This window comes from Kluyvera intermedia, assembly GCF_021440345.1.
Lineage (GTDB): Bacteria > Pseudomonadota > Gammaproteobacteria > Enterobacterales > Enterobacteriaceae > Kluyvera > Kluyvera intermedia_A.
On record NZ_JAKCNS010000017.1, the window covers coordinates 43,268 to 63,262 of the forward strand.

The 19,995-nt window shown below is 52.8% G+C and carries 22 protein-coding genes; 8 read left to right on the forward strand and 14 right to left on the reverse strand.

Going from position 1 to position 19,995, the window contains the following annotated elements; translation table 11 throughout:
- Positions 1–43: 43 nt before the first annotated feature.
- The 4 genes from rnt to LZ634_RS05595 all read right to left on the reverse strand — a co-directional run bounded on the left by rnt (position 44) and on the right by LZ634_RS05595 (position 3,023).
- On the reverse strand, positions 44–688 hold the full coding sequence (gene rnt, locus LZ634_RS05580) for a ribonuclease T (RefSeq protein ID WP_234502880.1): 645 nt from the start codon (positions 686–688) through the stop codon (positions 44–46).
- 105 nt (positions 689–793) lie between these two features.
- Positions 794–1,201 carry a lactoylglutathione lyase gene (gene gloA / locus LZ634_RS05585; protein ID WP_052281539.1) on the reverse strand — a complete coding sequence of 136 codons (408 nt, stop codon included), beginning with the start codon at positions 1,199–1,201 and terminating at the stop codon, positions 794–796.
- Positions 1,202–1,272: 71 nt separating this feature from the next.
- Positions 1,273–2,370 (reverse strand): alkene reductase, encoded by a 1,098-nt coding sequence (locus LZ634_RS05590; RefSeq protein WP_234502882.1) that lies wholly within the window; start codon positions 2,368–2,370, stop codon positions 1,273–1,275.
- 56 nt (positions 2,371–2,426) lie between these two features.
- Positions 2,427–3,023 carry a TetR/AcrR family transcriptional regulator gene (locus LZ634_RS05595; RefSeq protein ID WP_234502884.1) on the reverse strand — a complete coding sequence of 199 codons (597 nt, stop codon included), beginning with the start codon at positions 3,021–3,023 and terminating at the stop codon, positions 2,427–2,429.
- Between the two features lie 142 nt (positions 3,024–3,165).
- Between LZ634_RS05595 and LZ634_RS05600 the strand changes: the two genes are divergently transcribed.
- Both LZ634_RS05600 and LZ634_RS05605 read left to right on the forward strand, forming a co-directional pair.
- On the forward strand, positions 3,166–3,405 hold the full coding sequence (locus LZ634_RS05600; RefSeq protein ID WP_234502887.1) for a DUF1289 domain-containing protein: 240 nt from the start codon (positions 3,166–3,168) through the stop codon (positions 3,403–3,405).
- A 49-nt stretch (positions 3,406–3,454) separates the two neighbouring features.
- Entirely contained in the window at positions 3,455–4,351 is an 897-nt protein-coding gene (locus tag LZ634_RS05605; protein WP_234502889.1) for an aldo/keto reductase, read from the forward strand.
- Between the two features lie 45 nt (positions 4,352–4,396).
- On the opposite strand, the gene LZ634_RS05610 is transcribed toward LZ634_RS05605, so the two are convergent.
- Genes LZ634_RS05610 through LZ634_RS05620 form a run of 3 tightly spaced genes read right to left on the reverse strand, consistent with a single transcriptional unit; the run spans position 4,397 to position 7,524 of the window.
- The gene (locus LZ634_RS05610; RefSeq protein WP_234502891.1) at positions 4,397–6,421 is read right to left on the reverse strand and encodes an FUSC family protein; all 2,025 of its coding nucleotides are present in this window, start codon (positions 6,419–6,421) and stop codon (positions 4,397–4,399) included.
- Positions 6,418–7,278 carry an HlyD family secretion protein gene (locus tag LZ634_RS05615; protein ID WP_234502893.1) on the reverse strand — a complete coding sequence of 287 codons (861 nt, stop codon included), beginning with the start codon at positions 7,276–7,278 and terminating at the stop codon, positions 6,418–6,420. The genes LZ634_RS05610 and LZ634_RS05615 overlap by 4 nt, the downstream gene beginning before the upstream one ends.
- Positions 7,279–7,287: 9 nt before the next feature.
- On the reverse strand, positions 7,288–7,524 hold the full coding sequence (locus LZ634_RS05620) for a DUF1656 domain-containing protein (protein WP_234502895.1): 237 nt from the start codon (positions 7,522–7,524) through the stop codon (positions 7,288–7,290).
- 195 nt (positions 7,525–7,719) lie between these two features.
- Here LZ634_RS05620 and slyA point away from each other — a divergent pair, with 195 nt between their 5' ends.
- Positions 7,720–8,160 (forward strand): transcriptional regulator SlyA, encoded by a 441-nt coding sequence (gene slyA, locus LZ634_RS05625; RefSeq protein WP_234502898.1) that lies wholly within the window; start codon positions 7,720–7,722, stop codon positions 8,158–8,160.
- Positions 8,161–8,200: 40 nt separating this feature from the next.
- Here the strand turns inward: slyA and LZ634_RS05630 are convergent, their stop codons facing one another.
- Positions 8,201–9,562, reverse strand: a complete 1,362-nt coding sequence (locus LZ634_RS05630) for a GGDEF domain-containing protein (protein ID WP_265178885.1) — start codon at positions 9,560–9,562, stop codon at positions 8,201–8,203.
- Positions 9,563–9,796: 234 nt separating this feature from the next.
- A complete protein-coding gene (slyB, locus tag LZ634_RS05635; RefSeq protein ID WP_234502900.1) occupies positions 9,797–10,264 on the reverse strand; it encodes an outer membrane lipoprotein SlyB in 468 nt (155 codons plus the stop codon).
- A 267-nt stretch (positions 10,265–10,531) separates the two neighbouring features.
- Here slyB and anmK point away from each other — a divergent pair, with 267 nt between their 5' ends.
- From anmK to pdxY, 5 genes are all read left to right on the forward strand, one after another.
- Positions 10,532–11,656 carry an anhydro-N-acetylmuramic acid kinase gene (gene anmK / locus LZ634_RS05640; RefSeq protein ID WP_234502901.1) on the forward strand — a complete coding sequence of 375 codons (1,125 nt, stop codon included), beginning with the start codon at positions 10,532–10,534 and terminating at the stop codon, positions 11,654–11,656.
- A 93-nt stretch (positions 11,657–11,749) separates the two neighbouring features.
- Positions 11,750–12,073: a C-type lysozyme inhibitor gene (gene mliC / locus LZ634_RS05645; RefSeq protein WP_234502902.1), complete on the forward strand. Its 324-nt coding sequence runs from the start codon at positions 11,750–11,752 to the stop codon at positions 12,071–12,073.
- Between the two features lie 57 nt (positions 12,074–12,130).
- Positions 12,131–12,787: a pyridoxamine 5'-phosphate oxidase gene (gene pdxH, locus LZ634_RS05650; protein WP_234502903.1), complete on the forward strand. Its 657-nt coding sequence runs from the start codon at positions 12,131–12,133 to the stop codon at positions 12,785–12,787.
- 125 nt (positions 12,788–12,912) lie between these two features.
- A complete protein-coding gene (gene tyrS / locus LZ634_RS05655) occupies positions 12,913–14,187 on the forward strand; it encodes a tyrosine--tRNA ligase (protein ID WP_234502904.1) in 1,275 nt (424 codons plus the stop codon).
- A gap of 64 nt (positions 14,188–14,251) precedes the next feature.
- Positions 14,252–15,112: a pyridoxal kinase PdxY gene (gene pdxY, locus LZ634_RS05660; RefSeq protein WP_234502905.1), complete on the forward strand. Its 861-nt coding sequence runs from the start codon at positions 14,252–14,254 to the stop codon at positions 15,110–15,112.
- 68 nt (positions 15,113–15,180) lie between these two features.
- Here the strand turns inward: pdxY and gstA are convergent, their stop codons facing one another.
- From gstA to rsxG, 5 genes are all read right to left on the reverse strand, one after another.
- The gene (gene gstA, locus LZ634_RS05665; RefSeq protein ID WP_234502906.1) at positions 15,181–15,786 is read right to left on the reverse strand and encodes a glutathione transferase GstA; all 606 of its coding nucleotides are present in this window, start codon (positions 15,784–15,786) and stop codon (positions 15,181–15,183) included.
- Between the two features lie 147 nt (positions 15,787–15,933).
- Entirely contained in the window at positions 15,934–17,439 is a 1,506-nt protein-coding gene (gene dtpA / locus LZ634_RS05670) for a dipeptide/tripeptide permease DtpA (RefSeq protein ID WP_234502907.1), read from the reverse strand.
- A gap of 594 nt (positions 17,440–18,033) precedes the next feature.
- Positions 18,034–18,669: an endonuclease III gene (gene nth, locus LZ634_RS05675; protein WP_234502908.1), complete on the reverse strand. Its 636-nt coding sequence runs from the start codon at positions 18,667–18,669 to the stop codon at positions 18,034–18,036.
- The gene (locus LZ634_RS05680; protein ID WP_234502910.1) at positions 18,669–19,364 is read right to left on the reverse strand and encodes an electron transport complex subunit E; all 696 of its coding nucleotides are present in this window, start codon (positions 19,362–19,364) and stop codon (positions 18,669–18,671) included. Before LZ634_RS05680 ends, nth begins: the two co-directional genes overlap by 1 nt.
- 3 nt (positions 19,365–19,367) lie before the next feature.
- Positions 19,368–19,988: an electron transport complex subunit RsxG gene (gene rsxG / locus LZ634_RS05685; protein ID WP_234502912.1), complete on the reverse strand. Its 621-nt coding sequence runs from the start codon at positions 19,986–19,988 to the stop codon at positions 19,368–19,370.
- Positions 19,989–19,995: the final 7 nt, after the last annotated feature.

Consider the following 19,995-nt stretch of genomic DNA (forward strand, 5'->3'; position numbering starts at 1 on the left):
CAGAAACAAAAAAGCGACCCGAAGGTCGCTTTTTTTACACCATTTATTCTTCGGCTATAGGCAGCGGCCAGCCGCCAAGGCGTTTCCAGCGGTTGACGATTTCGCAAAACAGAATCGCCGTCTGCTCGGTATCGTACAGCGCCGAGTGGGCCTGAGCGCCATCAAAGTCCATCCCGGCTGCAGCGCAGGCTTTCGACAGCACGGTTTGTCCTAAAGCAAGACCGCTCAGCGCGGCGGTATCGAAGGTGACAAAAGGATGGAACGGGTTGCGTTTGAGCGATGCGCGCTCGGCGGCAGCCATCATAAAACTATGATCGAACGTGGCATTGTGGGCCACCATGATGGCACGATTGCAGTCGCTGTCTTTGATACCTTTACGTACCATCTTGAAAATCGCATGCAGCGCATCGTATTCGCTGACCGCACCGCGCAACGGATTGTTCGGATCGATACCGTTAAACGCCAGTGCTTCCGGCTGCAGGTTGGCCCCTTCAAACGGCTCAACGTGGAAATGTAATGTCGTGTCCGGCATCAACCAGCCTTGCTCATCCATTTTCAACGTGATTGCTGCTATTTCGAGCAGTGCATCCGTTTTGGCATTGAATCCAGCGGTTTCAACATCAATAACCACGGGATAAAACCCACGAAAACGGTCGCATAGACCATTAAGCTGCGCATTGTCGGACATCTGAATCTCTTAACTTAGAAAAAGTAGCGCGCATTATGGCAAATTTTGCCGCGGCTTGGAAACGCGGGAGAAAAAAACGGGCGCCTGATGGCACCCGTGGGAGAGTTAGTTGCCGAGACCTTTACCGGCATCTTTCTCTTCGATGAGCTCAATTTTGTAGCCGTCAGGATCTTCAACGAAGGCAATAACCGTCGTGCCGCCTTTAACCGGGCCCGCTTCACGAGTGACGTTGCCACCGTTGTTACGGATGCGCTCACAGGCTTCTGCAGCATTGTCCACGCTCAGGGCAATATGGCCATAGGCGGTGCCGAGGTCATATTTATCCACGCCCCAGTTATAGGTCAGCTCGATAACCGCTTCGTCACTCTCTTCGCCATAACCGACGAAGGCCAGAGAGTATTTGTATTCGGTATTTTCGCTGGTACGCAGCAGCTTCATGCCCAGCACGTTGGTGTAAAACTCGATGGAGCGTTGCAGGTCGCCAACGCGCAGCATGGTATGCAGTAAACGCATGATATCCCTCGTCCTAACTTATGAATAATGTCCTAGTATAGCGGCGGATGACCGCCGCTATCAATGAAGGATCACAGCGTAGGGTAGTCGGTATAGCCTTCCGCGCCGCCGCCGTAGAAGCTTTCCGGGTGCTGTGGGTTCAGCTCGGATTTATGCTGCAGGCGGGCAACCAGATCCGGGTTGGCGATATATGCGCGGCCAAAGGCAACGGCATCGATTAAACCTTTTTCGATCAGATCTTCGGCTTTTTCCGGCGTGTAGGCGCCGGCACCGATAATCGGTCCATGGAAACGGGCGCGGACTTTTGCACGGAACGCTTCGCTGTACGGTTCGCCGCCAGCCCAGTCTGGCTCGGACATATGCAGGTAAGCAATACCGCGTTTGCCCAGTTCTTCAATTAAATACAGCGCATCGGCTTCTTCGTTCGGGCCGTTATCGACGTTCTGGAAGCTGCCAATTGGGGAAACGCGGATACCAATACGATCGGCACCCCATTCTTTAATCCCGGCATCAACCACTTCCAGCACCAGACGCGCGCGATTTTCTACGCTGCCGCCGTACTGGTCGGTACGATGGTTAGAAGAAGGGGACAGGAATTGGTGCAGCAGGTAGCCGTGAGCAGAATGCAGCTCAACCAGATCAAAGCCAGCTTCGCGGGCATTGGCGATAGCCTGACGGAAATCGTTAACGATACCCGGAATTTCGCTGGTTTCCAGCGCACGCGGCATAGAGGTATCTACGCGGATGGCATGGCCGTTTTCATCGCGCAGGGAGGTGCGGGTATTCGCGCTGAGTGCGGATGGCGCGACCGGTGCTTCACCGTTTGGCTGCAGGGTATTATGGGAAATACGCCCGGTGTGCCACAACTGTACGGCGATACGGCCGTTTTCAGCGTGTACGCCAGCGGTAATTTTCTTCCATGCGGCGATTTGTTCCGGGCTGTGCAGTCCCGGTGCGCCCTGGTAGCCTTTGGCCTGAGCAGAGACCTGGGTTGCTTCGGAGATGATCAGACCGGAGCTGGCGCGCTGGCGGTAGTATTCGCCCATCAGCGGAGTAGGAATATCGCCCGGGACGATGCTACGTAGACGTGTCAGCGGGGCCATAAACACGCGGTTCGGGGCGGTAACCGCACCCACTTTCAGTGGGGTAAACAGTTTTTCTTGCGACATGGTGACTCCTGAGTAGACCGGTCGTCTAGTGGTATAATAAATAAAAACGCCGGTGATTAGTCCGGCGCGGAAATCAGATTCCTGACATGCGTCAGCGCGCTTTCGAGCGGGGCAGAGCTGCGAGCCATTTTGGCTTGCAAATTTGCACCGAGCCACAGTGAGTAAAGAACCTGTGCGGTGGCGTCGGCCTCACCGATAAACTTCAGGCAACCTTCACGGCGGCCATTTTCCAGCGCTTGTGCCAGCAGAGCCATAATCTGGTTGGCACCTTTATTCATTTCAGCGCGCATATCTTCGGAAAGATCGCACACTTCAGCCGAGAGCTTTACGGTTAAACACCCGCTAATCAATCCCTGCTGGCAAAACTGGGTGAGCGTGTGCTGGTAGTAATCCAGCAGGCGGTCGCGGTAGTTACCGGCACCTTGCGTAAAGTGCTGAACCAGACGCAGATGGTAATCGGCAAAGTGCCGTTCCAGCATCGCCACGCCAAACGCCTCTTTTGAACGGAAATAGTGATAGAACGATCCCTTCGGGACTTCCGCCGTTTTCAGCAGTTCGCTCAGACCCATTCCGGTAAAGCCCCGGTGCATGCAAAGACGCTCGCCGGTTGCCAGAATGTGTTCACGGGTATCATGTTCAATTGATTTGCTCATGGAACGCACTGTAATAGACCGATTGGTCTAATGCAACCGAATTTTTGAAAATGATGCCTGAGGCGCACGATGGTGGAGAAAAGTTGCGCCCGGTCGATTAAACGTCTTCAATGAGAGTATCACGAGGTAAAAGGGGGCTAACGTGGCGGAGCAACTGGAGTTTTTCCCGGTTCAAAGTCCGTGCCGGGGCATCTGTCAGTCGGATGAGCGCGGGTTTTGTCGCGGCTGTTTTCGGAGCCGCGATGAGCGCTTTAGCTGGCAAACAATGAGCGATGCGCAAAAACAGGACGTTCTGCGGCTATGCCGTCAGCGTTTGCTGCGCAAATTACGCGCAGGCAAAGCGCCTGACGCTGAAGAACCTCAGCAACCCTCACTGTTTTAAGCGCAAAAATGCGTATACTCGATGCAAATTATTTATTGAGGAAGTGGTTATGGTTCAGCGTATTACCCTGGCGCCGCAGGGCCCGGAATTCTCGCGTTTCGTGATGGGCTACTGGCGTTTGATGGAGTGGAACATGTCCGCGCGCCAACTGGTGAGCTTTATCGAAGAGCATCTCGATCTTGGCGTGACAACCGTTGACCATGCGGATATCTACGGCGGTTATCAATGCGAAGCCGCCTTTGGTGAAGCGATGAAGCTCGCACCGCACCTGCGCCAGCGCATGGAAATTGTCACCAAATGTGGCATTGCAACGACCGCTAAACCTGAGCATGCGCTTGGGCACTACATTACCGATCGCAACCACATCATTCATAGCGCCGAGCAGTCGTTGCGCAATCTGGCGACCGATGTGCTCGATCTGCTGCTGATCCATCGTCCGGACCCGTTGATGGATGCCGATGAGGTGGCTCAGGCGTTTCTGACGCTGCACCAGAGCGGGAAAGTGCGCCACTTCGGCGTCTCTAACTTTACCTCTGCGCAGTTCGCGCTGCTGCAATCACGTTTACCGTTCACGTTGGCGACCAACCAGGTCGAAATCTCCCCAATTCACCAGCCGACGATCCTCGACGGTACGCTGGACCAGCTTCAGCAACTGCGCATTCATCCGATGGCCTGGTCTTGCCTTGGCGGCGGTAGTCTGTTCAATGCTAACGAATTCCAGCCGTTACGCGATGAGCTGGCGAAGGTGGCGAATGAGCTGAACGCGGGGAGCATCGAGCAAGTGGTGTACGCGTGGGTGATGCGCCTGCCGTCGCAGCCGCTGCCAATTATCGGTTCCGGGAAAATTGAGCGTGTACGCTCGGCGATTGTTGCTCTGTCGCTCGATATGACCCGCCAGCAGTGGTTCCGCATTCGTAAAGCCGCATTGGGATACGACGTCCCGTAATCTTGGTAATGCAGGCGGAAACATCCGCCTGCATCTCTTCTTCTTTTAGGCCGTCTGTTCGGTTAGCGTACCGGGCGTCGGCGCGGTCTCAAGCTGTGAAAGCGAACAATACAGCCGCCACAAAATAGACGCCAGCTCGCGCGCCGCCGGTTGATGATGGTGAGAGAGCGTGTCGCAAATGCGTTGAAGCTCCAGCAACGTCGCGGCCAGCGGCCGTTGCTGTACCCCGCGTTCACTCATGACGTCCCGTAACAGACTGATGCACATGTCGCGGACCTGCGAAAGCGGGTCAGAACGCGCTTCCCATTCGCGTAGCTGCCACACCACGTGTGAACAGTTGAGCAGCACCACTCCCCAACGCAACAACCAACGCCGTGCCTGTTCGTCCTGGCTGGTACTGAGTTGGCTAACATGATGATAAACCAATGATTCAAACGTATGCTCACTGTTGGCAGGATGCCGGCTCAATTGGTCAACAAAGTGACGCCGTAACGCCCGAATATGGCGGCGGCTCTTACGGGCATCGGAACCGGGCGTCAGTACGGCAAAGGCCAGCCATGCCAGGCCTACGCCGATGATTTTCGCCAGGTTATCGTTGAGAAAACCGGCGAAATCATAAACCGGCGGGTTGGTGACGGAGATAAATGAGCCCATAAAGACGATCAGCGAGCCCCACAGCCTGGCCTGTTTAGGGATTTGCAGCTTAAGTAACTGCATGGTCAGCAGCAGCGGGAATAAGAACAACATAAACTGCCACAGCTCGCTGATTTGCACCATCAGGCCAAACTTCACGCCAAAACTGAAAATGGACAGCAGGATCAGCGTACGCATCAACAGGGTAAGTGAACTAAACGGCGACGGCACGTTGGAATAGAGCACACAGCAGATGGCGGCGAGCGTTAACGCTGCCGCACCGGACTCCCATTGGGTGCTAATGCTGAGCGCGCCCACGCTCACCAGGGCGAAGAAAGTACGCATCCCGCTCCATGCGGCTTCGATGTGATCGGTATGGCGCATCAGCGCGGGGGCTGCGGGGACTGAAAACTCGGTCACCGCGGTGGCATTTTCCAGCCGTTGTAACCAATGGCTGGTGGTGAGGTAGAGGCGGCAAAAATAACGCAGCCGATGCCAGAAGGCGTGGTGGCGATAATTTTGCGGATCACGCGGTGCCAGCGGAGCGATGATGCGGGCAACGGTATAAGCATCGCAGTTGGGTTTGGCTAGCGCCGGGAGCAATTCCTCCAGTACTGGACGAATATTCTCTGGTGCGTCGGGCCAGTTCATCATCAGGCGGCGTAGGCTTGAAATAACGCTAGTCAGGCGTAGCTGTTGGTGAAGGAGATAGTTGAGCAACGTATTCTGCCGACGTAACCGATAGTGGCTCCAGAAGGCCTGAATACGCAGCAGATTCATGGTCAGGATCTGGCTGATAACGCTTTGATGAGCGGTACGCATGGCATCGGTTGTCACCTGCTGCCACAGTAAGCTGGCGTGCTCGAGTAAACGCGCATGCATATTTTTCAGCGCGGTCAATAGGGCGCTGCCGTCGGAGGTGCTGGGCAGGATCATCATCATCAGGCCACCGCACAGTATTCCGACAATGACCTCACAAACGCGGGCCTGGGCGATTTCCCACAGTTGGGTCGCATCAACGGCATTAATGATGGGAAAGGCAATAATTGCGCAGGTGTAACCCGCTAGCTGGAAAGCGTAGGCGACGTTATTGGTGTACATCGCGCAGGCCCAGGTGCAGAAAGCTAGCCAGCCTGACATGGCAAATAAAAATAACCAGGGTTCAGTCAGCGTGTGTCCGGCGATGAGTAGCGCGGCGCTGGCACCGAGCAGGCTACCGGCAATACGCCCGAGGCTTTTACTGATAACGCCGCCGACGGTAGGAAAACTGACCACGGCGGCCGACGTCAAGGCCCAATATGGCTCATCAAGATTCAGCCCGTAGGCAATGCTGAGCGCCAGACACATGGCAATGGCGTTACGTAACGCATAGCGCCACTGCGCTGGCGTGGCTTTAACCCAGGGCAAAGATTTCCAGGTCAAAGCGGGCAGGATCATGGCTTGTCACCGAGAATAGAGACGGTGCAGGTGGTCCCGGCGACGAGCAGCGTATCCGCCGTCAGTGAGTCAAATTCAATGCGTACCGGTACGCGCTGTGCTAGCCGCACCCAGGGAATGGTGGGTTTGATATCCGCAACCAGCGTGCCGTCGGTAGCAAGGCTCTGATCGTGAATCGCGCGGCCAATACTGGATACGTGACCCTGTAACTTTTTGTTGTCGCTGTATAAAACGATGTCGGCGCGGTCGCCTTCGCGAATATGGCGCAGTTTAGTCTCTTCAAAATAGCCCACGACGTAGAAGGAGTGGCTGTCTATTAGGGCGAAAACCGGATGACCAATAGCGGCATAGTTGCCTATGCGAGTGGTCAGGTTAGTGACCCAGCCATCAACGGGTGCTTTAACTTCCGTTTGGTCTAGCTGCCAGCGCGCATGTTCTTGTTCGGCCCTGGCTGCGTCAAAATTGGCCTGCGCTGCTTTCATCGCCATATTGGCCGCATCCAGATCCTCAGCGGAAATGAAATTTGCCGAAAGCCCCTTGCGGCGTGCGGCTTCATGGCTGGCACGTGAAAGCTCTGAATGCGCTTTTGCAAGTTTGGCATCGGCGTTCATGAGGGCGATACGCCATGGCGTCGGGTCAATCTGAAACAGCACGTCACCGGCCTTCACGAACTGGTTGTCGCGGACGTTGAGCGCCAGAATACTGCCTGAAACCTGGGGAGTAATATCAACCTGCTCCGCGCGAATTTTACCGTCGCGGGTCCACGGTGATTGCATATAGTAATTCCACACCAGCCAGACGGCGAGAATGGCGAGCGCAGCAATGAGAAGCGTTGAGAAATATTTTATTTTTTTCATCGGATTACATTACCACCAAACCAAAATCATCAGCGCAAGGCATACCGAGAGCGCAAAGAAAGAGAGATCCATCAACAATGGATGCCAAATGTCACCGGCATACATCCAGTCTCGTAGGCAGCGGTGGATAATTAGCCAAAACAGGGAACCAAGCAGGACGGCCTTGAATAATGGGGGAAAATAAATTGAAGCACCGACTACAAGATCTTGTAGTGGTAGTCCTGGGCGATAAAGATTCAATGTCACAAAAAGAAATCCTTTATAATTAATGTGTTATGAACAGAAAATGTGACTTCTTTTGAAATAAATATACATGGTTTGTAACAGTGTAATCCATGGGTCTGGTTTAAGTGCACGTGGCAATTCATTTGTTTTGCTAATTTAAATACTGCACACTATTCTAAAATCAGTATAATAACTTAGCAAGCTAATTATAAGGAGATGAAATTGGAATCGCCATTAGGTTCTGATCTGGCACGGTTGGTGCGCATATGGCGTGCTCTGATTGACCATCGCCTCAAACCTCTGGAACTGACGCAGACGCACTGGGTTACGCTGCATAATATTCATCAGCTACCACCCGAACAGTCGCAAATCCAACTGGCTAAAGCGATCGGCATTGAGCAGCCGTCTCTGGTACGGACCCTGGACCAACTGGAAGAGAAGGGACTGATTTCTCGCCAGACCTGTGCCAGTGACCGTCGCGCCAAGCGTATTAAGTTAACTGAGAAAGCGGAACCGCTGATTCAGGAGATGGAAGCGGTGATTAGTCACACTCGCGGCGATATCCTGGCAGGGATCTCTGCTGAAGAACTCGGGATGCTGACCCGGCTTATCCTTAAGCTGGAACACAATATCATCGAACTGCAGTCACGCGACTGATACATAAAACCCGCGAACTCGCGGGTTTTTTCATTTCCGGCTACCTCTGCCACACCTCAACCCGGTTACGTCCAGCCGCCTTGGCGCGATACATTGCTTCATCCGCCCGTCGGACGCACTCTTCAACGGGTACTGACATATCGACCGCGGTAAATACCCCCATACTGATCGTTACCGGCTCAGGAAGTTGATTGTCGCTGCTTTCTCCATCGTGCTGGCTAATCAGCAGGCGGATACGTTCGGCAATAGAGTGCGCCACCTCCGAAGACGTATTCACCAGCAGGAGCGCAAACTCTTCACCGCCAATACGCGCAGCGACGTCGTTCTGGCGCACGGAGTTTTTCAGAATGTTGGAGACAAATTGAATGACCTTATCGCCTTGCAAATGTCCATATCTGTCGTTGATACGTTTGAAGTGATCGAGATCGCTGACGATAACCGAAACCGGTTGGCCGCTGGCAACAGCGGGTAGCAGGGCGGTGAATGAGTCATAGAAATAACTGCGGTTATACAGCTGCGTTAACGGGTCGCGGATGGAGTTCTGGTATGAATCAAGATACTTGGCGTTGGACTGACGATACAGCGTGAAGACATCGCAGAACAACACGAAGATCAAGAACAGCGTCGAGATGGTTTCAAATAAACGCGCCTGATACCAACTGTAGCTGGCGACGTTTTCTCCGGCCATCAGCACCAACAGCGTAAATATATAGCAGGAGCAAAAAAATGCACCGCTATACCAGAATACATTACGTAATTGCGTTACGAGCAAAATGATTAGCAGGGTGACTATCCAGATCCCTATGAGAGTCCAGATAAATGTTTCTTTCCAGATATGCGTATATCTAAACGTAATATTATCAATAAAATCGACATGCAGCGCCAAATTATTGCTTGAATATAACCAGGCCAGGTACATTGCTGCCAGACTAAAAGAAACAATAATAGTTAAGATAGCTAAATGTATTGCGCGGCTGTGCATCTGCCACTTGCGGATCGCATACAGAATGACAGACGTCACGAATAGGATAGCCATCAGAATGTTGCGGAATGAGAAAAAGATCAGCGCATCATTGTAATTAGTTTTATTCAACCCGCCACATAAAAACCACCCGGGATAGCTGTTTAACGTTCCGAGCATCAGCAGCGCCGAGGAGGTGAATGCGCAGGCGATAGGCATCAAAAATAGCTGACGTTTATCACATGCATACTTCATGATCATAAACACGGCGATCATGCTATGGAATACCATCAAAAAAATAGTCAGCGTCGGAAATAAAATAGGGGCTATTGCTGGGACATGACGTATGAAAGTATTAGATAAATGGTTCAGGACAAAAGCCCCAATGAGAGTAATGGCGAGATAAATCAAAAAACGTCGCAAAGGGAATTTTAAGAGCATATATGTATCCTATTTACACTAAGCGCTGTCGCTTTGGGCGTCCTGGCCCTATATGCATAATAGTTTACTTGACTATCTGTAAAGAAATATTGTTTATGCGCAAATAATAGCAGGGATAAATAGCTTTTATATATTCATCATATGAATATAGCAATGATGAAAGGCGGGAATAAGGTAATGCGAGATGTCATGAAAAAGTGTACGTGGTCATAAAAACCACGTACACCGGGAGTCTTAACGTGGGGAAACGGTCACCTGGCTACCATTGCTCGCCATCACGACGCGCTGGCCTGCAGAGAAACGGGTATCGCCCTGTTTCTGGACTACCATGATGGTATTGCCATCATCTTTACGAATTTCCAGTTCGACGCCCTGGGTTTTGTTCATTGCACCCTGAACGCTCTGGCCAGCTACGCCGCCCGCCACTGCGCCGGCTGCGGTAGCCAGAGAACGCCCGGTACCACCACCGACGGTGTTACCCAGGAAACCACCGAGTACTGCACCACCGATAGCACCGATAACGTTGCTATCGTCACCACCTTGAATCTGAACAGGACGTACGTGGACAATTGTACCGTAAGTCACGTTCTGTACCTGTTTCGCTTCAGAGGCAGAGTAAACATCGCCGGACAGGCCGCTACTGTTGACACATCCAGCCAGGGATAAACCAATCATTGAAACAGCCAACACGCGTAACATCATTATGAATCTCCAGTTCACCAGAATTGCCCTCATGAGCATCCCTACTGAACAATTATATGGTATTTGAACGACGCGGTCATATACTCCGCATTTATTCGCAAAGAATAATCCGCCCTGGCTTAACCAACGCTAAACGCAAGACAAAATGTTGGGTCACCGGGAATAGCCGTGCTGAAGGTATATTGTTAAAAAACATTATTAGTTAATAGCATTACGTGCCACTTTATGCTGGAGTGTTAACCCTGCAAAAGTGACTAAGGACGGCGTATGAAATCCGGGCGATATATTGGCGTGATGTCGGGAACCAGTCTTGATGGCGTAGACGTGGTACTCGCGGCCATTGATGAAAGCAGAGTGGCGCAGCTTGCCAGCCTGTCGTGGCCCATTCCCATTGCGCTTAAAGAAGCGGTACTGGCCATTTGTCAGGGGCAGCCGCTAACGCTCTCGCAGCTTGGCCAACTCGACAATCGGTTGGGTAATTTGTTTGCCGATGCCATTATCGCACTGATGTCCCAGGAGCATCTCAAGGCTCAGGATATCGTCGCTATCGGCTGCCATGGGCAAACGGTCTGGCATGAGCCGAAGAGCGATGCGCCGCATACGATGCAAATTGGTGACAATAATATTATCGCTGCTCGCACCGGTGTTAGCGTCGTGGGGGATTTCCGCCGGCGCGACATGGCGCTTGGCGGGCAGGGTGCACCGCTGGTTCCTGCGTTTCACCAGGCGCTGCTGGCCCATGAGAGCGAACGGCGAATGATCCTTAACATCGGCGGTATTGCCAATCTCTCCCTGCTGGTTCCTGGTCAGCCGGTACGGGGCTTTGATACCGGGCCGGGCAATATGCTGATGGATGCATGGATCTGGCGCAGCCTTGGCAAGCCCTACGACAAAGACGCCGAGTGGGCTAACGAAGGTAAGGTCATACTGCCGCTTTTGCAGGATATGCTGAGCGACCCGTATTTTAGCGCTCCGGCACCGAAGAGCACCGGGCGTGAATACTTTAACTACGGCTGGTTGGCGCAATTCCTCTCGCGTTATCCTGGGCTGCGGCCGCAGGACGTACAGGCGACGCTGACGGAGCTCACGGCGGTCACTATCAGTGAACAGGTGCTGCTAAGCGGTGGCTGCGACCGTTTACTTGTGTGCGGCGGCGGAAGCCGCAATCCGCTGGTGATGGCACGTCTTGCCGGGCTGCTGGCGGGTACGGAAGTCACCACCACCGATGAATATGGTATTAGCGGTGATGATATGGAAGCGTTGGCCTTTGCCTGGCTTGCCTGGCGCACGGTGGCGGGCAAGCCGGGAAACCTGCCTTCTGTGACCGGCGCGTCAGAGGCTACCGTTTTAGGGGCCATTTTCCCCGCGAACCCACAGAATAATAAGAGTTAACTGAAATCTTCTTTTACCATCGGCCTGTAGACTTACTTTGAACGGGAGTGTGAAAATCACTCTTTGACCAGGAATGTCGAAAGGCCTAATAAAATGAAAAAACTTCTTATTGCTGTTATCCCTTTGATGCTTGCCGGTTGTAGCACCTATAACCAGTTTATGGAACGTATGCAAACCGACACGCTGGAATATCAGTGCGACGAAAAACCGTTAACGGTTCAACTTAATAACCCGCGTCAGCAGGTTAGCTTTGTTTATGACAACCAGCAGCTGAATCTGCCTCAGGGCATCTCTGCTTCAGGCGCGCGCTATACCGATGGTATCTACGTGTTCTGGTCGAAAGGTGAAGAGGCTACGGTCTACAAACGCGACCATATCGTGCTGAATAACTGCAAGTTACAAAATCCCAAGCGTTGAGATTTTCAGGCGGGCGGCGCACAATAACGCCACCTACTGACTACAATTTCAAACGCCATGTCTGATAACGAAGATCTGCAGCAAATCGCGCATCTGCGCCGAGAATACACCCGTGGCGGCCTTCGTCGCCACGATCTTCCTGATGAACCCCTTCCGCTTTTCGAACGTTGGCTTGGACAAGCCTGTGAGGCACGTCTGGCCGATCCTACGGCAATGGTGGTGGCAACGGTGGATGAAAACGGTCAACCGTATCAGCGCATTGTGCTGCTTAAACATTATGACGAGAAAGGGCTGGTGTTTTACACCAACCTGGGCAGTCGCAAAGCACATCAACTGGAGCAGAACCCGCGCATCAGCCTGCTGTTCCCATGGCATATGTTGGATCGCCAGGTGATGGTTATTGGTAAAGCTGAGCGCCTGTCGACGCTTGAAGTGATGAAATACTTCCACAGCCGCCCGCGCGATAGCCAGATTGGCGCCTGGGTCTCTAAACAGTCCAGCCGCATCTCTGCTCGCGGGATCCTCGAAAGCAAGTTTCTTGAGTTGAAACAAAAGTTCCAGCAGGGCGACGTTCCGCTGCCGAGCTTCTGGGGTGGATTCCGCGTCAGCATCGAGCAAATGGAGTTCTGGCAGGGCGGTGAACACCGTCTGCATGACCGTTTTTTGTACCAGCGTGAAGCCGACGCGTGGAAAATTGACCGCCTGGCCCCGTAAACGCTGAAATTTGTTGTCTTAAGCGCTAGCGCTGAATGCGTCAGCGCTTTATTCTATAAGGCTTTCGCGTCTGGCGAAAAGTCGTGTACCGGCAAAGGTGCAGTCGGATATAGATGGAGAATTTGATGGCAAGCAGTAACTTGATTAAACAACTGCAAGAGCGGGGGCTAGTAGCCCAGGTAACGGACGAGGTAGCGTTAGCAGAGCGACTGGCGCAAGGCCCGATCGCGCTCTATTGCGGCTTCGATCCAACCGCTGACAGCTTGCATTTGGGGCATCTTGTTCCTTTGTTATGCCTGAAACGCTTCCAGCAGGCAGGGCATAAACCTGTTGCGCTGGTGGGTGGTGCGACCGGTCTGATTGGGGACCCTAGCTTTAAAGCCGCCGAGCGTAAACTGAACACCGAAGATACCGTACAGGACTGGGTTGCGAAAATCCGTAAGCAGGTTGCACCGTTCCTCGACTTCGACTGTGGCGACAACTCGGCAATCGCCGCTAACAACTACGACTGGTTTGGCGGCATGAACGTGCTGACTTTCCTGCGCGATATCGGTAAGCACTTCTCTGTTAACCAGATGATCAACAAAGAAGCGGTTAAGCAGCGTCTGAACCGTGACGATCAGGGGATTTCATTCACCGAGTTTTCCTACAATCTGCTGCAGGGTTATGACTTCGCTTGCCTGAACAAACTGCACGGCGTTGCGCTGCAGATTGGCGGTTCCGACCAGTGGGGCAACATCACCTCTGGTATCGACCTGACCCGTCGTCTGCACCAGAATCAGGTATTCGGCCTGACCGTTCCGCTGATCACCAAAGCTGACGGCACCAAATTCGGCAAGACCGAAGGCGGCGCAGTATGGCTGGATCCGAAGAAAACCAGCCCGTACAAATTCTATCAGTTCTGGATTAACACCGCGGATGCCGATGTTTATCGCTTCCTGAAGTTCTTCACCTTCATGGACATTGAAGAGATCAATGCCCTGGAAGAAGAAGATAAAAACAGCGGTAAAGCCCCGCGCGCCCAGTATGTGCTGGCGGAGCTGGTGACTCGTCTGGTGCACGGCGAAGAAGGTCTGGTGGCGGCGAAACGCATCACCGAAAGCCTGTTCAGCGGCTCCCTGAGCGCGCTGAGTGAAGCTGACTTCGAGCAGCTTGCACAGGATGGCGTGCCGATGGTTGAGATGGAAAAAGGCGCCGACCTGATGCAGGCGCTGGTGGACTCCGAGCTGCAGCCGTCTCGCGGTCAGGCACGTAAAACCATCGCATCTAACGCGGTCACCATCAATGGTGAAAAACAGGCCGACCCAGAGTATTTCTTCAACGACGGCGACATTTTGTTTGGTCGCTACACGCTGTTACGTCGTGGTAAGAAAAACTACTGTTTGATCTGCTGGAAGTAATATTCCAAAACAGGGGGGCGTGGGAAACTACGCCCCCTTCTTTTTTGTCGTCTGAGTAGAACTAATGAACAACATCCTCGCCATTCAGTCCCACGTTGTTTTCGGTCATGCGGGCAACAGTGCAGCCGAATTTCCTATGCGCCGTCTTGGCGCGAACGTCTGGCCATTGAACACCGTTCAATTCTCCAACCATACGCAATACGGTAAATGGACCGGCTGTGTGATGCCGCCAGCGCACCTGACCGAGATTGTTCAGGGGATTGCGGACATCGACCAGTTATCGCGTTGTAGCGCCGTCCTGAGCGGTTATCTGGGGTCAGCGGAACAGGGCGAGCATATTCTGGGTATTGTCCGTCAGGTCAAAGCGGCGAACCCACAGGCGAAATATTTCTGTGACCCGGTAATGGGACACCCGGAAAAAGGCTGTATCGTGGCACCCGGCGTGGCCGAGTTCCATAAGCGCTATGCGCTTCCGGCAAGCGACATCATTGCGCCTAATCTTATCGAGCTGGAGATCCTCTCCGGCCACGCGGTGAAGGATGTCAATGAAGCAGTGCTCACGGCGCGTGAATTGATTGCACAGGGGCCGGAGATTGTGCTGGTGAAACACCTGGCGCGCGCGGGATACAGCCCGGATCGTTTCGAAATGCTGCTGGTGACGGCAGTCGAAGCGTGGCATATCAGCCGTCCACTGATTGATTTCGGTTCACGTCATCCGGTCGGCGTTGGTGACGTCACCAGCGGTTTGCTGTTAGTGAAACTACTGCAAGGGGCTTCGGTGCGTGATGCACTGGAGCACGTTACCGCGGCGGTGTATGAAATCATGCTGACGACGAAAGAGATGGGCGAGTACGAACTGCAGGTGGTTGCGGCCCAGGACAGGATTGCGAAACCTGAACACGACTTCAGCGCGACGCGTCTGTAAGTTCGTGAACAATGCCCGGTAGCGCCATGCGCACCGGGCAATGCAAATACGCAATATTTGCTAAACGCTTATTTCAGCCCTTCAGCGGCCAATGCTGCCGCTACCGCCGGACGTGCAGCTACACGTGCCATATAGTCCGCGATATTCTTATAACCCGCCATATCCAGCTTCACGGCAAATGCCCAGCGCAGAACGGTAAACAGGTATGCATCGGCAATGGTAAAGCGTGAACCGCTGATCCACTGAGCGCCTGCCAGGGATTCGTCAATGTAAGCCAGCTTTTTATCCAACAGCGCGCGTACCGTTGGTTTGTACTCTTCTGGCGTGTCCGGGCGGAACAGCGGCGTGAAGCCTTTGTGCAGCTCGGTGGCGATGAAGTTCAGCCACTCCAGCGTTTTGTAACGGTTAATGGTACCCACCGGTGCCAGCAGCTGGCGGTCAGAGACGCTGTCGGCGATGTATTGCATGATAGCCACGCCTTCAGTGAGCAGGGTGTTGTCATCCAGCAGCAGCGCCGGGACCTGGCCCTTCGGGTTCACCTTCAGAAAATCGTCGCCGTTTTCCATACGTTTGTGCATAAGGTCGACGCCAATCAGCGAAAAATCTTTTCCGCTTTCCCGTAGGGTGATGTGCGATGCCAGGGAACAGGCGCCAGGTTTATAGAACAATTTCATGGGTAACTCCTTCAGACTTCGGTTATTTTTGTGGTCCATCAGCAGAAGGGCGGCTGGCGGATATGCAGGTATGTTAGTGCTTGAGTCGATAAAAAAAAAGCCGCTAACGAAAGTTAGCGGCCCAAATTTATTCGTTTCCCGATGACATTACGCGGAAGCAGCTTCACCGTCTGTAGCAGACTTCGGATCGTCCTGAGTCATGCGGTTCAGTTTTGGTGCGGTCAGCAACATCAGCACAGCGACAACGGCAGTGGCGACGCCAATCTGCAGGAATACGCGGCCATAGACTTCCAGCGACATCACCGGATCGGTTACGTTTTCTGGAACTGCCATCATGCCAGCAACATAGCCACCAATGATGTTTGCACCGGCGGTGGTCAAGAACCAGCTACCCATGATGAAGCCCATCAGGCGCTGTGGCACCAGCTGTGCAACCATGGCGAGACCCAGACCGGAAATCATCAGTTCACCGATACTCTGCAGACCGTAGCAGATAATCAACCAGTTAACGGAAACGATACCCGCGTCGGTGGCGAATTTCGCACCCAGCGGCAGGATCAGGAATGCAGCGGAGCACAGCACCATACCAATCGCGAACTTGGTTGGCATTGGCAGAGTGTCACCCATCTTGTTGTAGATAGCGGCAAGAATTGGGCTACCAATGATTATCCAGAATGGGTTCAGCGCCTGATACTGTTCCGGTTCGAACGCGATACCCAGAATGGAGTGCTCAACGTTGCGAATGGCGAAGAAGTTCAGAGAGGTCGGCATCTGGCTGTACAGAACGAAGAAGATAATCGCTTCCAGCATCAGGATGAAGGCCACAATCATCTTACGACGTGCCGCACCCTGCATTGCAAAGGCTTCTTTACCGAAGATGAATACGATACCCAGCGCAATCACGCCCAGCACCATACGTGCAATTTCCTGGTGGTGGAGCAGCCAGGTAGCAACGGCCACCAGCAATACAACGCCCACGATGGTCAGCAGCAGGTTGCGGTAGTTAGTCGGTTCAAAGTCAGGTTTAGAACCGTACTGTTTAACCCAACGCTGGCAGAAAGCGAAGTTAACAACGGTGATCAGCATACCGACGACGCTCAGTGCGAACGCCGTGCTCCAGCCGTATTTAGCCGCGAGCCATGGTGTTGCCAGCATAGAGAAGAACGAACCGATGTTCACGGACATATAGTACATGGTGAATGCACCGTCCAGACGCGGGTCGTCTTTGGCATAACAGGTAGAAAGCAGGGAAGATGGGTTGGCTTTGAACAGGCCGTTACCCACGGCGATGGTCGCCATACCCATATACACGACACCAGCGTCGTGGCCGGACCATGCAACCAGCGCATAACCAATCGCCAGTACTACGGCACCGAGCATAATCACGCGTTTCGTACCCAGCACTTTGTCACCCAGCCAGCCGCCGATAGCAACCAGACCGTAAACTAACGCACTGAAGGAAGAGAACAGGGTGATGGAATCTGCTTCAGACATACCCAGCTGTTTAACCAGGTAAACGGCCATAATGCCTTGCAGGCCGTAGAAGCCAAAACGCTCCCATAACTCGATAGAGAAGATGAGATAAAACGCTTTAGGTTGTTTGAAGGCGTTCAAACTCACGCTTTCAGTTGGTTTATTGTTTGCAGTAGACACATATACCTCTTATTTACATCCCAATTACTGGGGGGTGTACTGGGCGGAGTGCTCGTTTTGGCATCCACCTTATAGTTATTCTGGAGGGAAACGGGAAGTAATGTTCACTATCCTGCGCTTTCAGACAAGGCTTTTGCAATACTCTGTTACAAATAAATTGGCTGGTATAATTAACCATTTTTATAAATGTTATTCAGCGTTAAATTTCATGCTTTAAAAATAGGTGGTTTATTATGCTATCTTCGGCCGGTAAAAACCGGATTGTAACCATATCTTCTGCTGATGGCGCTTAAATATAGTGATATAGGCTGAATTCTTAAAAAATGCTGGTTGATCGTTTTGTGCCTTGCAAATGTTGCAATGCAATGATGTAGGTGTTTTGCCTGTAAAGAAACATAAATGCAACATTATGTTGCTCGCATGATCTTGTCAGCGATTGTATAGAAATTTTCGCTAGCGATGACACGTTTGACCTGTAAAAACGGTATATAAGCGTTATAAATGCCAAATACTGAATAATTATATGGGATTAAACGTGGCTTAAGCGCGAGGGGAGGAGGCGGTGAGCGGACTTGCTACACCGCAAAAAATGGTCTACAGCTCAATTTTCTCTTTATATTCACAAAGATCTTCAATAATGCATGAGCCGCAGCGTGGTTTGCGGGCAATACAGGTGTAACGTCCGTGCAGAATCAACCAGTGGTGGCAATCAACCTTAAATTCGGCGGGAACGACCTTCAGTAGCTTCTCTTCGACCTGTTCGACGTTCTTGCCCGGAGCGAAATTCGTGCGATTACAGACGCGGAAAATATGGGTATCGACGGCAATGGTAGGCCAACCGAAGGCCGTATTCAGTACCACATTCGCCGTCTTACGCCCTACACCCGGCAGCGCCTCAAGTGCTTCGCGGTTTTCCGGAACTTCACCACCGTGCAGCTCAAGCAGCATCCGACAGGTTTTAATGACGTTTTCGGCCTTACTGTTAAACAGCCCAATAGTCTTGATGTATTCCTTCACGCCATCAACGCCTAAATCGAGCATCGCCTGCGGCGTATTGGCCACCGGATACAGCCTGGCGGTCGCCTTATTCACGCTGACGTCGGTGGCCTGAGCGGAAAGCAGCACCGCAATCAGCAGTTCAAACGGCGAGCTGAAGTTCAGTTCGGTAGTCGGATGCGGATTGTTGTCGCGCAGGCGGGTCAGGATCTCAAGGCGTTTGGCTTTATTCATCAGGCTTTCTCTGCCGTATTAACATCGACGTTTTCAGCCGCGACGGCCTGGGCGCGACGTTGTTTCGTCCGTTCATCAATCAAATACTTGATAGCCAACAGCATTCCGAGACCGATAAACGCGCCCGGTGGCAGCATGGCCAACAGGAAAGGTGTGTCGGTGTGGAAGAGCTCAACGCGCAGCGATTTAGCCCAGTTCCCCAACAGACCGTCGGCACCGTCAAACAGCGTCCCGTTTCCTAACAGCTCACGAATAGAGCCCAGAACGAACATGGTGCAGGTTGCGCCCATGCCGATGGCAAAACCGTCAAGTGCAGACAGTGCCGGGCCTTTCTTAGCCGCGAACGCTTCGGCGCGTCCTACGACGATACAGTTGGTGACGATGAGAGGGATAAAGATCCCCAGCGATTGATAGAGGCCAAATGCGTAGGCGTTAATCAGCATCTGCACGGCGCTCACCACCGAGGCGATAATCATTACGTAAATCGGGATACGAATTTCAGCCGGCGTCCAGCGACGTAAGCTGGAGATTGCCAGGTTGGTCAGGGTCAACACCAGCGTGGTTGCCAGACCCAAACCAAGGGCATTGGTCGCGGTGGAGGTGACCGCCAGCAGCGGACACATACCCAATAGCTGGACCAGCGCGGAGTTATTTTTCCAGAGACCCTGGACAATAACCTCTTTGACCTCGCTCATGATTTATTCTCCACAGGCTTGCAGTTGCGAAAGTTGGTTTGGCAGCGTTTCGGCATACAACCCGGCCCGCTTAACGGCGTTGACGACGGCGCGAGGCGTAATCGTTGCACCGGTAAACTGGTCAAACTGGCCGCCGTCTTTTTTCACCGCCCACAGGGCATCGTTTGTGCCGCTGATTTTCTTCCCGGCAAAGAAGGTTATCCAGTCCGAGAGGCGTAATTCAATTTTATCGCCAAGCCCCGGTGTTTCGTGATGTTCCGTGACGCGGGTGCCAAGCACGGTACCGTTGAAATCCGCACCGACTAAAAGCTGGATTGCACCAGAGTAGCCGTCAGGGGCGGTCGCTTCCAGCACGGCTGCAACCGGTTTGTCATCCATTCTCGCGATATAGACTTTATGTTGCCCTTTACCGAGCTCCGGTGCTGTCACCACAAAGCAGCTTTTCAGTAGCGCATTATTATAGCTGTCAGCGGGAACTACCTGCTGGAATAACGCGTTTTGCTGCTTTTCAGCCTGTTCGTCGATAGTGTGCTTGGTGAGCTGGTTAATTGCCGCCGTCAGGCCCGTCGAACCGGCCGCGAACAGCGCCAGCGTGACACCGTGTTTACGCATGGTTTTTAACATGGTGAAT

Excerpts from the sequence above, each read along its gene's own strand:
- LZ634_RS05630 (WP_265178885.1), bottom strand. The coding sequence starts at position 9,562 with ATGCTCTTAAAATTCCCTTTGCGACGTTTTTTGATTTATCTCGCCATT.
- LZ634_RS05610 (WP_234502891.1), bottom strand. The coding sequence starts at position 6,421 with ATGATCCTGCCCGCTTTGACCTGGAAATCTTTGCCCTGGGTTAAAGCC.
- pdxH (WP_234502903.1), top strand. The coding sequence starts at position 12,131 with ATGTCTGATAACGAAGATCTGCAGCAAATCGCGCATCTGCGCCGAGAA.
- anmK (WP_234502901.1), top strand. The coding sequence starts at position 10,532 with ATGAAATCCGGGCGATATATTGGCGTGATGTCGGGAACCAGTCTTGAT.
- rnt (WP_234502880.1), bottom strand. The coding sequence starts at position 688 with ATGTCCGACAATGCGCAGCTTAATGGTCTATGCGACCGTTTTCGTGGG.
- LZ634_RS05590 (WP_234502882.1), bottom strand. The coding sequence starts at position 2,370 with ATGTCGCAAGAAAAACTGTTTACCCCACTGAAAGTGGGTGCGGTTACC.
- LZ634_RS05595 (WP_234502884.1), bottom strand. The coding sequence starts at position 3,023 with ATGAGCAAATCAATTGAACATGATACCCGTGAACACATTCTGGCAACC.
- pdxY (WP_234502905.1), top strand. The coding sequence starts at position 14,252 with ATGAACAACATCCTCGCCATTCAGTCCCACGTTGTTTTCGGTCATGCG.
- mliC (WP_234502902.1), top strand. The coding sequence starts at position 11,750 with ATGAAAAAACTTCTTATTGCTGTTATCCCTTTGATGCTTGCCGGTTGT.
- slyA (WP_234502898.1), top strand. The coding sequence starts at position 7,720 with ATGAAATTGGAATCGCCATTAGGTTCTGATCTGGCACGGTTGGTGCGC.
- tyrS (WP_234502904.1), top strand. The coding sequence starts at position 12,913 with ATGGCAAGCAGTAACTTGATTAAACAACTGCAAGAGCGGGGGCTAGTA.
- nth (WP_234502908.1), bottom strand. The coding sequence starts at position 18,669 with ATGAATAAAGCCAAACGCCTTGAGATCCTGACCCGCCTGCGCGACAAC.
- LZ634_RS05605 (WP_234502889.1), top strand. The coding sequence starts at position 3,455 with ATGGTTCAGCGTATTACCCTGGCGCCGCAGGGCCCGGAATTCTCGCGT.
- LZ634_RS05615 (WP_234502893.1), bottom strand. The coding sequence starts at position 7,278 with ATGAAAAAAATAAAATATTTCTCAACGCTTCTCATTGCTGCGCTCGCC.
- gloA (WP_052281539.1), bottom strand. The coding sequence starts at position 1,201 with ATGCGTTTACTGCATACCATGCTGCGCGTTGGCGACCTGCAACGCTCC.
- LZ634_RS05680 (WP_234502910.1), bottom strand. The coding sequence starts at position 19,364 with ATGAGCGAGGTCAAAGAGGTTATTGTCCAGGGTCTCTGGAAAAATAAC.
- gstA (WP_234502906.1), bottom strand. The coding sequence starts at position 15,786 with ATGAAATTGTTCTATAAACCTGGCGCCTGTTCCCTGGCATCGCACATC.
- rsxG (WP_234502912.1), bottom strand. The coding sequence starts at position 19,988 with ATGTTAAAAACCATGCGTAAACACGGTGTCACGCTGGCGCTGTTCGCG.
- slyB (WP_234502900.1), bottom strand. The coding sequence starts at position 10,264 with ATGATGTTACGCGTGTTGGCTGTTTCAATGATTGGTTTATCCCTGGCT.